12 protein-coding genes are annotated in these 12,755 nt (G+C 60.3%); 3 read left to right on the top strand and 9 right to left on the bottom strand.

Annotated elements, in window-relative coordinates; genetic code table 11:
• The first annotated feature begins 25 nt into the window (after positions 1-25).
• Complete coding sequence (locus AC4CWF_RS06870; protein ID WP_491284375.1) at positions 26-676, top strand: pyridoxamine 5'-phosphate oxidase family protein; 651 nt, start codon at positions 26-28, stop codon at positions 674-676.
• A 174-nt stretch (positions 677-850) separates the two neighbouring features.
• Here AC4CWF_RS06870 and AC4CWF_RS06865 read toward each other — a convergent pair whose 3' ends face one another.
• The 3 genes from AC4CWF_RS06865 to AC4CWF_RS06855 all read right to left on the bottom strand — a co-directional run bounded on the left by AC4CWF_RS06865 (position 851) and on the right by AC4CWF_RS06855 (position 2,535).
• Entirely contained in the window at positions 851-1,192 is a 342-nt protein-coding gene (locus AC4CWF_RS06865; RefSeq protein ID WP_491284374.1) for a RidA family protein, read from the bottom strand.
• 60 nt (positions 1,193-1,252) lie between these two features.
• Positions 1,253-1,591 carry a protein tyrosine phosphatase family protein gene (locus tag AC4CWF_RS06860; RefSeq protein ID WP_491284373.1) on the bottom strand — a complete coding sequence of 113 codons (339 nt, stop codon included), beginning with the start codon at positions 1,589-1,591 and terminating at the stop codon, positions 1,253-1,255.
• A 104-nt stretch (positions 1,592-1,695) separates the two neighbouring features.
• A complete protein-coding gene (locus tag AC4CWF_RS06855; protein ID WP_491284372.1) occupies positions 1,696-2,535 on the bottom strand; it encodes a DUF4432 family protein in 840 nt (279 codons plus the stop codon).
• Between the two features lie 186 nt (positions 2,536-2,721).
• Between AC4CWF_RS06855 and AC4CWF_RS06850 the strand changes: the two genes are divergently transcribed.
• Entirely contained in the window at positions 2,722-4,140 is a 1,419-nt protein-coding gene (locus tag AC4CWF_RS06850; protein ID WP_491284371.1) for a L,D-transpeptidase, read from the top strand.
• 78 nt (positions 4,141-4,218) lie between these two features.
• Here AC4CWF_RS06850 and AC4CWF_RS06845 read toward each other — a convergent pair whose 3' ends face one another.
• From AC4CWF_RS06845 to AC4CWF_RS06820, 6 genes are all read right to left on the bottom strand, one after another.
• Positions 4,219-4,935 (bottom strand): AAA family ATPase, encoded by a 717-nt coding sequence (locus tag AC4CWF_RS06845; protein WP_491284370.1) that lies wholly within the window; start codon positions 4,933-4,935, stop codon positions 4,219-4,221.
• Between the two features lie 231 nt (positions 4,936-5,166).
• Positions 5,167-6,312 carry an iron-containing alcohol dehydrogenase gene (locus AC4CWF_RS06840; protein ID WP_491284369.1) on the bottom strand — a complete coding sequence of 382 codons (1,146 nt, stop codon included), beginning with the start codon at positions 6,310-6,312 and terminating at the stop codon, positions 5,167-5,169.
• 4 nt (positions 6,313-6,316) lie between these two features.
• Positions 6,317-7,696, bottom strand: coding sequence for an aldehyde dehydrogenase family protein (locus AC4CWF_RS06835; RefSeq protein WP_491284368.1), 1,380 nt, complete (start codon positions 7,694-7,696; stop codon positions 6,317-6,319).
• Positions 7,697-7,741: 45 nt separating this feature from the next.
• The gene (locus AC4CWF_RS06830) at positions 7,742-9,112 is read right to left on the bottom strand and encodes a glutamine synthetase family protein (RefSeq protein ID WP_491284367.1); all 1,371 of its coding nucleotides are present in this window, start codon (positions 9,110-9,112) and stop codon (positions 7,742-7,744) included.
• Between the two features lie 70 nt (positions 9,113-9,182).
• Positions 9,183-10,733 carry an amino acid permease gene (locus AC4CWF_RS06825; RefSeq protein ID WP_491284366.1) on the bottom strand — a complete coding sequence of 517 codons (1,551 nt, stop codon included), beginning with the start codon at positions 10,731-10,733 and terminating at the stop codon, positions 9,183-9,185.
• A gap of 102 nt (positions 10,734-10,835) precedes the next feature.
• The gene (locus tag AC4CWF_RS06820) at positions 10,836-11,615 is read right to left on the bottom strand and encodes an N-formylglutamate amidohydrolase (protein ID WP_491284365.1); all 780 of its coding nucleotides are present in this window, start codon (positions 11,613-11,615) and stop codon (positions 10,836-10,838) included.
• A gap of 169 nt (positions 11,616-11,784) precedes the next feature.
• Here AC4CWF_RS06820 and AC4CWF_RS06815 point away from each other — a divergent pair, with 169 nt between their 5' ends.
• The gene (locus AC4CWF_RS06815) at positions 11,785-12,675 is read left to right on the top strand and encodes a MurR/RpiR family transcriptional regulator (RefSeq protein ID WP_491284364.1); all 891 of its coding nucleotides are present in this window, start codon (positions 11,785-11,787) and stop codon (positions 12,673-12,675) included.
• The last annotated feature ends 80 nt before the right edge of the window (positions 12,676-12,755 follow it).

Raw genomic sequence — 12,755 nt, 5'->3', positions numbered from 1 at the left:
CAAAGGTTTTCGGGAGGAAAAACAGATGCAAGCGTTCTCACTCGACCCGCTGTTTACCATCAAGGATGAGGACGGCCTGCGAAGCCTGTTCGAACCGACGCATGATCTCGCCGTCATAAAGTGCCGCAAAACGCTGAGCGACCATGCGAAGGCCTTCATTGGCCGCTCGCCGTTTCTCTGCATCGGCACGCAGAACGCTGATGGACGCGCGGATGTCAGCCCCCGCGGCGATCCCGCTGGTTTCGTCCAGGTGCTGGATGACAAGACGCTGGCGATCCCGGATCGGCCGGGCAACAACCGCCTGGATACGCTCGCCAATATCCTTGGCAATCCAAGCGTCGGCCTGCTGTTCATCATTCCGGGTTTTGAAGACACGTTACGCGTGAACGGGCGCGCTACGCTGACGACGCAGCCGGAGCTGTTGAACCGCATGGAGGTCAACGGTCGGAGTCCCAAACTTGCCATCGTCGTTCACGTCGACGAAATCTTCTTTCACTGCGCCAAGGCTTTCCGGCGGTCGAACCTATGGAACCCCGAGCATTTCCAGGATCGCAGGCAAATGCCTTCGCTCGTCCAGATCATTCTGGAAGAAACGACGGGAGCACCGGAGGGCGAAGCAGAAAAGCGCAAGCTCGATGATGATCTGGAAGAGGCCTACAAAAGATCGCTTTATTAGGAAGGCGGTCTTTGCGTCTGACAAAGCACAGGAACTGACGCTCCGTGATCGGACGTCTTGAACCACAAGCTGGTGTGGCAGTCATCGGGCAGGCCTCATGGCCATCCATGCCATAAATGAAATGGCACCGCAGCCATATGTCTGCGGTGCCATCATCGACGGATCAAATCGGGCTCAGAGAGCAGCCGTTACGATGAATTCGACCTTGTAATCCGGCGTTGCAAGCGGCGCACCGCTGGTGGCGCGGGCCGGCGGGTTTGCCGGGTCGATCCAGCCTTCCCAGACAGCGTTCATTTCAGCGAAATTCGCCATGTCAGAGAGATAGATGATCGTCTGCAGGATCTTTGACTTGTCGGTGCCGGCGAGCGCCAGCAGGCGGTCGACTTCAGCAAGCGCCGACTTCGACTGTTCGGTAACGGACGTGCCCTCACCCACCTGGCCTGCGAGGTAAACGGTGTTGCCGTGAACGACGGCGCCGCTCATGCGCTTGCCGGGTTCGATACGCTTGATGCTCATGGATATGCTCCTCATGTAAATGGGCAGGACTGAAACCGAAAATGGTTTCGGGGAAAAGGATCAGCCGCGGATGTGCAGGCTTTTTTCATAGATCGCGGTCGAGCGGGCGCCCGAACGGCAATAGCCCAGCATGGGGCGCGCAAATTCGTCCAGCGCATCCACCATGCCCTTTACCGCCTCGCCATCGACGCCCATGCGGCCGACCGGCACATAGGCGATATCGAGGCCGAGTTCGCGGGCGCGGGCGGCCACTTCGTCAAAGCTCGGCTGACCGGGCTCTTCCTCGTCGGGACGGTTGCAGACGATGGACTTGAAGCCCAGGGCCTTGATGTCGTCGAGATCGGCAGGCGTGATCTGCCCGGTGACGGAATATTCGTCGTTGATCTGGCGAATGTCCATGGTTTCGGCCTCCAGCGTTCAAACAAGGGCTTTCAATTACGATGCAAGAGGGATGGCGTCAATGAAAAGGCCATGCTTTCAATCTGTAAGAGCCATCCCGGTGATCAGGCAAAGCTGAAGCGCAGCGCGTAATCGACACTCTCGCCGGGCAAGAGCATCTGCAATTCGCCGGACGCCTTCAGCTCATCGCGGCCGACCCAGCGGTGCGACACCGGCTCGATGCCCAGCACATGCGCCGGCGCCTGCTGATTGCGCCAGACCTGCAGATAAGGCAGCGTATCGGTTCTGAATCGCACCTTCAGCGTCGCGCCACTGAGTGAAGCAATGGGGCCGAGCCGAACTTCCGCCCATTCCTCGCCGGCCACCGCAGCCGGCACGCAGAAGACGCCGCCGGGCTCCTCGCCAAAATTCCAGGCGAAACCGCCGCCATCCAGCATCTTGCCGGTCAGATGCACATCGCCGTCAAACAGCCAGGCGCCAATGTTCATGTGGTACATATGCACCTTGGCAAAAGGCGTCGTGCCGACATTGGTGACGCGGTCGGAGAGGCAGACCTCGCCGGTTTCGCCATCGGTGCGCACATGCCGTTCCAGAAGGGCAAGCCCGCCATCGGCCGTCTTCACGGAAACGCGCGCCTTGCATTCGGCATCCTCGCCTTGCGCATCCCAGAACAGGATTTCGGCGCGATTGCCGGAATAGGAGCCGTGCAATGGATATTTGCGGCCCTCGGCATTGCCATCGATCGGCTCGGGGTGGCGGATATGATCCGGCCCGCAGGTAAACAGAAACCCTTCCAGCGAATGGTCGATGCGTGGATCGCCATCATCGGGAATGGCCCGGCCGGGCGCCACATCGGTGCCATTCACGATGCAGCTGCCGATATCGAGCACGCTTGATTCATCCAGGAACAGCTTTGGTCCCCTCGCCGCCACAAATGCTTTCACCGTAACCTCCCTTAGTCATGTCTCAACAATGCGTGACAAACACTCAAAATTAAGTATTCGTTCACCACAAAAGCCAATTCTACCTCACTCGCGTCAAAATTGACCTGTCTGAAGAAGAACCTCGGCTGTCGGGAACGTGTCAGCGCGTGCCGCCGTTATACGTCGTAATCTCGAATCGGTGATATTGTGAAGTCCACATCAGTGTTCAGCCTCAGTTTGGCTCTTCTTCTCTCGCTCCAGTCGGTCGCACCGGCTGCGGCCCAAGGCGCCTATGGCTCCCGCTCGGACACCGTGCTCGTGGCACCGACCGGCGAAATTCTCGACTACATCCCGGAAGCCGGCGACGTGGTGGTGAGCCGCGACCGCATGGGGCGCAAAGTGCTGATCGATCATTTCGGCAATGTCGTGGCAACGGAGATGCGCAGCGATACGTTTCGCGATCCGGTTGCCGGTGGTTATCAGGCACGGCCCCAGCGCGGATATGGCGACGCCTACCCCTCCCAGCCAGCCTATCCTCGCCAGGACGCCTATCCGGCTCAGAATAATGCCGGCTACCGCGATTATCGCCAGTACCGTCCGGGCGAACCCGGGGAAGTGACCGGCTCCATCCCGCGTGACAGTTCGATCGTCCGCCTGCCGCTCGATGCGGATGGCGCCATCGTCGATGACGGGCAGGAAGAGGCCTCGCTGGAGGCACAGCCGATGCCGCAGCCGAGCATCGTGCCGCGCAACGACAAACCCGTGATGGCGATCACCAGCAAGCCGCAGGCGGAAATCACCGCCTTGCAGGTGTTTCTCGACCGCGAAGGCATTTCGCCGGGCGTGATCGACGGCCATCTCGGCGACAACGTCAACAAGGCGATCGCCGCCTGGCAGGAAATGACTGGCGAGACGCTCGACCCGAACAATTCCGAGGACATTCTGCAGCGCCTCTCCTATTCAGGCGGCCTGCCGATCGTCAATTACACCATCACGCCCGCCGATGCCGCCGGTCCCTATGTCGCCTCCATTCCCGATGATTACGCCCACAAGGCGCAGCTGCCGGCCATGTCCTATACCTCGACCACGGAAGCGCTGGCCGAACGTTTCCACATGGACGAAGGTTACCTCAAGGCGCTCAACCCCGGCGTCGATTTCACCATTCCCGGCTCCACCATCAAGGTGGTGAACCCCGGCCAGCCGAAGACCGGCGAAGTGGCGCGCGTGGTGGCCGACAAGGCGAAGAAGCAGGTGTTTGCCTATGGCCCGGACGGCAAGCTGGTGGCCGCCTATCCCGCGACCATCGGTTCGTCCGACACGCCCTCGCCCACCGGCAGCCACACCGTGCAGCGCATCGCGCTCAATCCAGGTTATACGTATAATCCGAAGATCAACTTCAAGCAGGGCGATAACGACCAGATCCTGCAGATCCCGCCCGGCCCCAACGGCCCCGTCGGCACCGTCTGGATTGCGCTCTCCAAACCCACCTACGGCATCCACGGCACACCGGAGCCTTCCAAGATCGGCAAGACCAACAGCCACGGCTGTATCCGTCTGACCAACTGGGATGCGACGGAACTCGCCAAGATGGTCAAGCCCGGCACCGTGGTGGAATTCGTCGACTGAGATCGCACGGTAAACCAGACATCAAAAAGGGCGCCTTTTGCGGGGCGCCCTTTTTCGTTTGCAATGGAATGTCGGGTTTTACGCCGCGTGGCGGCCAAAGCCGATGATGCGGGGCATGCCGGAGCGGACGACGCGGGTGGGCATCAGGCGCTTGACTTCCTCGGCGAGCATTCGGGCGTTTTCGCGCGCCTTGTCGAGGTTGGAGACCTTGGCCGCATCCAGCGTATGCAGCGTGCCGCCGACTTCGAAGAGTTCGCGAAACGCGGTGCGCTCGCCGATCGGGGTGTTCAGCACATTGACGCCACGCTGGGCGAGAAGGCCCTTGATGGCAACCAGTGCGCGGGTGGTGACGACGGGCGTGACGCGGGTCAGCACGACGGAATGGGCAATGGCAAGGCCTGCCTTTTCCTTCATCAGCGCCAGCAGGTCGAGGATCTGGGCGGCCCCCTTGGCGTCCATCGCCGAGCCCTGCACGGGGATCATGACGTGGTCGGAAAGCCCGATGGCCGTGGTCACCAGCGCATCGCGGGCACCGGCGAGATCGACGATGAAATAATCTGTTGTCGACGACATCTCACGCAGGTGACATTGCAGCGAGGCAACCGTGACTTCGGTGATGATGGTGATGTTGCGCACCGAGCCGGACATCTCGTGCCACTGGCTGATCCAGCGCTGCGGATCGGCATCGATCAGGGTGACGCGGTGGCCCTGATGCGCCAGCTCCGTGGCAAGGAGAAGGGCTGCCGTCGTCTTGCCGGCACCGCCTTTGGCATTTGCAAATGAAATCACAGGCATAGTTTGTCCTCGACGGTCATCGAGCCGCATCGCTCAGAAGCGGCACCGCATCACGACATGGTGCCAATGACGGTAACTTTTGCAAAAACAGAGTTAATGAAGCGTAAATTTCAGGGCCATCAATATGACCCTGTATAACTGGGGTTGTGCCGTTTTCACCGACATCAACTCATAAAAAATCCGGGCGAAAGGCCCGGATTTTTCGATTTTCACCAAAAGGAAGCGCTGTTTTCAGAAGCAATCTGCAAAAAGGGTTTTGGTATTTTCCAGCGTCAGCGTCACCGGATTGCCGCCGCAGGACGGGTCTTCGATGGCCATGGCGGAGAGTTCATCGATCCGGTCGGGCTTGATGCCCATGGCAGTCAGGCGTTCCGGCACGTTCAGTTCCGTGCGCAGCGCCAGCACGTAGTCATAAAAACCGTCGAAGCCACCGGCGATGCCGAGATAGGCGGCGGCGCGTTCGATCTTCTGTTCGATGGCCTTGCGGTTGAAACGCAGCACGGCCGGCATCACCACAGCGTTCGTCATGCCGTGGTGGGTGTTGTAGACGGCACCGATCGGGTGCGACAGCGCATGGATGGCGCCGAGCCCCTTCTGGAAGGCAACGGCGCCCATGGCGGCAGCGGCCATCATGTTGGTGCGGGCCTCGATGTCGTTTGCCTCATGATAGGCGCGCGGCAGAAATTCCTTCACCAGACGCATGCCTTCGAGCGCAATGCCGTGGCTCATCGGGTGGAAGAACGGCGAGCAATAGGCTTCCAGGCAATGGGCAAAGGCATCCATGCCGGTGCCGGCGGTGATGGCCTTCGGCATGCCCATGGTGAGTTCCGGATCGCAGATGACGACGCCGGGCAGGAATTTCGGATGGAAGATGATCTTCTTCACATGGGTCTTGGAATTGGTGATGACCGAGGCGCGGCCCACTTCCGAACCGGTGCCGGCCGTGGTCGGCACGGCAACGATGGGCGCGATGCCTTCGCTGTTGGCGCGTGTCCACCAGTCGCCGATATCCTCGAAATCCCAGACCGGCCGCGTCTGGCCAACCATAAAGGCGACGCATTTGCCAAGATCCAGACCCGAGCCGCCGCCGAAGGCCACCACGCCATCATGGCCGCCATCGCGAAAAGCCTTGATGCCGGCTTCCAGATTGATCTCGTTCGGGTTCGGATCCACCTCGGCAAAGATGGCGCGGCCAAGGCCCGCCTCTTCCATCGCCTCCAGCGCCCCTTGCGTGATGGCCATGCTGGCAAGACCACGGTCGGTCACCAGCAGCGGCTTTTTCATGCCGAGCGACTTGCAGGCATCGCCCAGTTCCTTGATGCGCCCGCGGCCAAGCTTGATGGCGGTCGGATAGCTCCAGTTGGCGGTAATGTTCATGGGGTCAGGCTTTCTTGAGGTGATAGGATTTCGGCCGCGTCAGGTTGTGGAAGCCGAGAACGGAGAGCGAGCCGCCACGTCCGGTCTGCTTGACGCCGGTCCAGACGAGGGCCGGATCGAGATAATCGCAGCGGTTCATGAACACGGTGCCGGTTTCGAGATCGGCGCCAAGGCGCGAGGCACGCTCCTCGTCCTTCGTCCAGAGCGAAACGGTGAGGCCATACTGGCAGTCGTTCATCAGGGACAGCGCTTCTTCATCGCTCTTCACCTTCATGATGCCGACGGCCGGACCAAAGGTCTCCTCGCGCATGAATTCCATGGAATGATCGACATCCACGAGCACCTGCGGCATCAGATAGGCGCCGCCATCATCTTGCGGGAACAGCTTTGGATCGACCAGCGCCTTTGCACCTCTCGCTACGGCATCGGCCACCTGCTCGCGCACGGTTTTTGCAAAGCGCACGTTTGCCATAGGTCCAAGCGTGGTGTCCGCATCAAGCGGATTGCCGAGCTTGTAGTTCGATACCCAAGCGACGGATTTTTCGACAAAGGCGTCGTAGAGGCTTTCGTGCACATAGATGCGCTCGATGCCGCAGCAGCACTGGCCGGAATTGAAGGTGGCGCCATCCATCAGCGTGTCGACGGCAGCGTCGAGATCGGCATCCTCCATCACGTAACCCGGATCCTTGCCGCCAAGCTCCAGGCCCATGCCGGTGAAGGTTCCGGCCGCTGCACGCTCCACGGCACGCCCGCCGGCAACCGAGCCGGTGAAGTTGATGAAGTTGAACGAGCCGGCAGCGATCAGCTTTTCAGTCGTTGCATGGTCGAGGAAGAGGTTCTGGAACACATCATCGGGCACGCCGGCTTCGACAAAGGCGCGCACCATGCGCTCGCCGACGAGAAGCGTCTGGGCGGCATGTTTGATGATGACGGTATTGCCCGCCATCAGCGCCGGCGCCACGGTGTTAATGGCCGTCATGTAAGGGTAGTTCCACGGCGCAATGACCAGCACAACACCATGCGGCTCGCGCTCGATACGGCGCGTGAAGGCAGAACTGTCCTCGACAAGGATCGGCGCCAGCGCATCGGCGGCAACGGAGGCGACATAGTTGGAGCGTTCGTTGAAGCCGCGGAACTCACCGCCGTAACGCACCGGCCGGCCCATCATGTGGGCAAGCTCCGGCACCACCTCGTCCACCATCTCGTTCAGCCGGGCGACACCCTTCATCACAAGCTGCACGCGCTCATCCAGCGGGCGTTTGGCCCAGGACTTCTGCGCCTTTTTTGCGCGCGCCACCGCGTCTGCGGCAGGCTCAAGCGCCATCGCCGGCCGCTCGGCATAAACCGAGCCATCGATCGGCGAAATACATTGAATCATCGACATGGTTGTTTCCTGTTATCCAAATCAGCTGGCGAGCCGAGAGACGTTTTACGCCCTCTCGAACCCTCTCGCCACCTCCCAATCCGTCACGCGGCGGTCATATTCTTCCTGTTCCCATTCGGCAGCGCGGACATAATGGTCGATGACGTCTTCGCCAAAAGCTTGCCGCAGCATGGCCGAGGCGCGCAGCTTTTCCGTCGCGTCGCGCAGTGTGCGGGGAATTTCGCGCACGCCCTTGCCGCCATAGGCATCGCCAACGAAAGCCGGTTCCAGTTCCATCTTGTTCTTGATGCCCTCTATGCCGGCGGCCAGCAGCGCTGCCATGGCAAGATACGGATTGAGATCGGAGCCGCCGATCCGGCATTCGATGCGGATGCCCTTGGTGCCGTCACCACACAGGCGAAAACCGGCCGTGCGGTTGTCCATGCTCCAGACGATCTTGGTGGGGGCAAAGGTGCCGGCGACGAAGCGCTTGTAGGAATTGATGTAGGGTGCCAGAAAATAGGTGTACTCCTCGGCATAGGCGAGAAGGCCCGCAATGTAGTGCCGCATGGTCTCGGAAATGCCGTGGTCGGCGTCCTTGTCGAAGAACAGCGGCACCTTGCCATCGGTGCTCCACAGCGACTGGTGGATATGCGAGGAGGAACCGGCTGCCTTGTCATTCCATTTGGCAAGAAAGGTCACAGCCTTGCCCTTGGCCCAGGCAATTTCCTTGCAGGCATTCTTGATGATGACGTGGCGGTCGGCCATGGTCAGCGCTTCGGCGTAGCGCACATTGACTTCCGCCTGGCCGGCAGAGGCTTCGCCCTTGGTGTTTTCGACGGGAACGCCCGCGCCCTGCAGCCCGGTTCGGATCGCCCGCATCACCTCTTCTTCCTTTGTGGTCTGGAAGATGTGGTAATCCTCGTTATAGGCGCTGGAGAGACGCAAGTTCCGGTATCCGGTCTCGCGCGCATGATCAAACGTCTGGTCGAACAGGAAAAATTCAAGCTCCGTTGCCATGAAGGCGGCAAAGCCCAGATCTTCCAGCGCCCGCATCTGCTTTTTCAGGATGGCGCGCGGCGAATGGGGCACTTCCTCATGGGTGTGATGGTCCAGCACGTCGCAGAGCACCAGCGCCGTGCCTTCAAGCCATGGCAGCTTGCGCAGCGTGGCAAGATCCGGCTTCATCGTATAGTCGCCGTAACCCTGCTCCCAGCTGGTGGCCTTGTAGCCGGAGATGGTTTCCATCTCGATGTCGGTGGCCTGCAGGTAATTGCAGCTGTGGGTTTCCTTCCAGGCGCTGTCGACGAAATATTCCGCCTGAAAACGCTTGCCCATCAGGCGTCCCTGCATGTCGATCTGCGCTGCGATGACGGTATCGATCCGTCCGGCGGCCACATCGATCTTCAGATCGTCGAAAGTATAGAGTGAGGTCATGGATGTGTCCGTTTCAAAGAGGGAGCCGCCGCACGGATGCGGCGGCGGATGAAATGAGGCCGCGGTTACGTCACGCCTCTCCGACGGCGGCCTCGGCAGCGGCGATTTCGCTCTTGCGCTTTGCAATGGCATCGCCAATCGGCGGGCCCTGGAAGCGGCGGTTCTCGAAAACGAACCACACCACGGCCGTCAGCACCAGGAAGCCGACGGTAATTTCCAGCGCCCAATCGTTCGGCGGCTGCACGCCGATGAAGAAGATCACGATCATGGCGATGATGGCAAGAACGGCGACCAGCTTGTAGGCGCCGATGCCCATGTTCCACGGCCCCATGGCCGGCCATTTGGCCGTGCCGATGGCGCCAAGACCAAGCGCAATCGGCAGCATGAAGGACAGGAACAGGAAGATCACCGTGCAGGACACCACGATGGAATAGGCGGGCGTTCCGGCAATGGTGATGGCCGAGGTGAACCAGACAAACAGAATCGACAAGACCGATCCCGTCCAGATCGCGGCAACCGGCGTGCGGTATTTCGGGCTGACCTTCGCAAGCTTCGAAGAGGCCGGCAGGCCCTTGTCACGCGAGAAGGCGAAGATCATGCGCGAGAGAGACGTCACGGTCGCCATGCCGCAGAGGAACTGCGAGATGAAGATCAGCACGTAGAGAACCGTCTTCAGCGTCGCATTCACCTGGGTATCCATGGCCCAGAAAAACACGTTCCAGCCCTGCTTTGCCGCCTCTTCCATGCTGGGCAGCATCAGAACGAAGGCGCACAGCATGATATAACCGAAAACGGAGGCCCAGATGACCGAGGAGACCATGCCGCGCGGCACCGATTGGGCAGCCTTCACGGTCTCTTCCGACGTATGAGCAGATGCGTCATAGCCGGTGATCGTGTAGATCGGCAAAAGCAGGCCGAGCAGGAAGGCCATGCCGCCCGAAACGGTCGTTGGCCAGACGAGTGCTGCCCCTTCCGTGCCGGTATAATTGGCGAAGGTGAAGAGGCGCGAAAACTCCCAGCTTGGCGCTGCAAACAGGCACACGGCCGTGAGAATCAGCGCGGTTGCAAAGATCAGATAACCTGAGAAATCGGTAAGCTTTGCCGTCAGCCCGATGCCGAGATGGTTGATCAGCGCCTGCAGCGCGGTAATGGCCGCAACGAACAGGACCCGGTGCATGAGGGTATCCTCGATGCCGAAGGCCGGACCGAAGGCGCCGAAGAAGAAATAGAAGGTGCCGACATTGATGGCACCGAGAACCGTCACGAGGCCAAGCAGGTTCAGCCAGGCAGACAGCCAGCCGGTGAAGCGGTTTCCGAGGATGGAGCCCCAGTGATAAAGCCCGCCGGCGGTCGGATAGGCCGAGCTGATCTGTGCAAGGCCAAGCGCAAAAATGCCGGAAATCAGGCAGCCGAGCGGCCAGCCGATGCCGATTGCCGCACCGCCTGCGCCCGATGTCGCCTGCCCGAGCGAGTTGATACCACCCGAAAGAATGCAGATAATTGAAAATGAAATTGCGAAATTGGAAAAGGAGCTCATGCGACGCTCCAGTTCCTGCGCGTAACCCATGGAATGCAGGATTTGAACATCCTGCTTTTTATCTTTGTCTGTATAAGCGGACATGACATTCCCCTCTCAGCAGATCGGCCGCGTCATTGCGACCGCCCAGTTTCAACCCCCGCGGCCCAAGACCTCGGGCATGCCAACCAACTGCTCCCCTGGATCTTATCTTTGGATGTCGCGAAGGCTTTTCGCCAGCAACTCCGTGAGAAAACCGGCCACGATCCTTTGCCCGGCTTCCGTATCGATCAAATCGTTCCTGACCTCTATCATGACGTTCAGCAGGCCAGCCGGCAGTGCATGCAGGACGAGCGTGTGCGTTACACCGTCGGCCGGGCCATAGGGTTCGTTGCGCTCCACCCGGTAGTGCGCGTTGCCATCCGCGACCGCCAGCATGGCGTCGGCAAGACGGCTGTCCTCGTCATGCAGGATGCCGATTTCGACGGCGCGCGGCGTGCCGTAATAGACCGGCGTGAACGAGTGAACGGTCACCAGAACGGTCGCCTGCCCCCGGGCGTGCCGATCTTTGAGTTCCGCGCCGATCCTGTCGTGGAACGGATAATAGAGCGCCTGCGCCCGCGCGGCCTTTTCCGTCTCCGACAGGTTTTCATTGCCGGGAACACGAAACACTTCACTGACGTCGCGGATGGCCCCCGGCGCACCCGGTGGCCGGTTGCAATCAAACGCGAGGCGCGAAAACCGCTGGTAGATCAGGCAGGCATCAAGCCCTTCCGCCATCAGCCGGGCCACGGCAAGTGCGCCCGGATCCCAGGCGATATGCGAGGAAAGCGCCTCCTGTGACAGCCCGAGCGTTCCCAGCCGCGCCGGCAACCGGCGGGATGCATGTTCGCACACCAGCAGCACGTCACCAACAGCATCCGCCCGCTCGATGGCAACCGGGCTTTCATCCTCGCTGGTCAGAAAATCGGTCGGGGCAAACGTCATCAGGTTTCCGTGCCTGTATCAGACTTCGACAAGAAGAGAATTCTTCAAACACAGTCGGTCGTCAACCACTTCCTGAAAGAATCTTTTCAGTGAGTGGATTGACTCGCCCCACCTGAGGATAGTTTAGTTGCACAAAACCGGCAAAGACCGGGAAGGGAACAAAGAGGTCGTGACATCATCATCGAATACGGTGCTGGATGTGATCCGTCTGCATTACGACGGACTGACGCCGGCCGAGAAAAAGCTCGCCGCAAGTCTCATCGACAACTATCCGATGTCGGGACTGGGCAGCATTACCGTGACGGCCGACAATGCCGGCGTATCCACGCCAACCGTTGCCCGCATGGTGCAGAAACTCGGCTACAAGGGTTACCCGGAATTCCAGGCGCATCTGCACCAGGATCTCGAAGCGACGATATCAAGCCCGATTGCCAAGCATGACCGATGGGCAGCCGGCGCACCGACGGCCCATGTCCTCAATCGCTTTGCCGAGGCCGTCAGCGACAATCTGCGCACCACGCTCTCGAGCATCGATGTCGCAGCCTTTGACGATGCCGCCGATCTGTTGCGCGACGACAAGCGTGCCATCTATTTCGTCGGCGGGCGTATCACCGGGGCGCTGGCCGATTATTTCTTCACCCATATGCAGGTGATCCGGCCAAAAACCACGCTGATCTCGACCAATCGCAGTTCCTGGCCGCAATATCTTCTCAACATGTCCGCCGGCGACGTGCTGGTGATCTTCGATATCCGCCGTTACGAGCAGGAGCTGGCAACGCTTGCCGAGGCAGCAGCGGCCAGCGGCGTGGTGATCATTCTGTTCACCGATGTCTGGGCCTCTCCCGTCGCCCGCCATGCCCGCCACGTGTTCAAGGTGGCCATTGAAGCCCCGTCCGCTTGGGATTCATCCGTCGTCACCCTGTTTACCGTCGAAGCGCTGATCGAGGCGGTACAGAGTGCCACCTGGGAGCGAACCCGCGAACGCATGAATTCGCTGGAGGCTCTGTTCGAACGCAGCCGGCTGTTTCGCCGCCCCGAGCCGAAGGACCGGGGCAAATAACTGAAAAAAGGAGAAAATTCGCGCATCGCATCATAAGCGACGCTTGCGGGATACAAACCGATACTGTCACATGCCATTCA

It is taken from the genome of Neorhizobium sp. PAMB6630, from assembly GCF_058242775.1.
This window is presented reverse-complemented; position numbering and strand designations above follow the sequence as displayed.

What these genes read in the sequence shown, in the direction of transcription:
- AC4CWF_RS06820 (WP_491284365.1), bottom strand. Translation starts at nt 11,615, where the DNA reads ATGACGTTTGCCCCGACCGATTTTCTGACCAGCGAGGATGAAAGCCCG.
- AC4CWF_RS06825 (WP_491284366.1), bottom strand. Translation starts at nt 10,733, where the DNA reads ATGTCCGCTTATACAGACAAAGATAAAAAGCAGGATGTTCAAATCCTG.
- AC4CWF_RS06845 (WP_491284370.1), bottom strand. Translation starts at nt 4,935, where the DNA reads ATGCCTGTGATTTCATTTGCAAATGCCAAAGGCGGTGCCGGCAAGACG.
- AC4CWF_RS06865 (WP_491284374.1), bottom strand. Translation starts at nt 1,192, where the DNA reads ATGAGCATCAAGCGTATCGAACCCGGCAAGCGCATGAGCGGCGCCGTC.
- AC4CWF_RS06830 (WP_491284367.1), bottom strand. Translation starts at nt 9,112, where the DNA reads ATGACCTCACTCTATACTTTCGACGATCTGAAGATCGATGTGGCCGCC.
- AC4CWF_RS06860 (WP_491284373.1), bottom strand. Translation starts at nt 1,591, where the DNA reads ATGGACATTCGCCAGATCAACGACGAATATTCCGTCACCGGGCAGATC.
- AC4CWF_RS06835 (WP_491284368.1), bottom strand. Translation starts at nt 7,696, where the DNA reads ATGTCGATGATTCAATGTATTTCGCCGATCGATGGCTCGGTTTATGCC.
- AC4CWF_RS06870 (WP_491284375.1), top strand. Translation starts at nt 26, where the DNA reads ATGCAAGCGTTCTCACTCGACCCGCTGTTTACCATCAAGGATGAGGAC.
- AC4CWF_RS06840 (WP_491284369.1), bottom strand. Translation starts at nt 6,312, where the DNA reads ATGAACATTACCGCCAACTGGAGCTATCCGACCGCCATCAAGCTTGGC.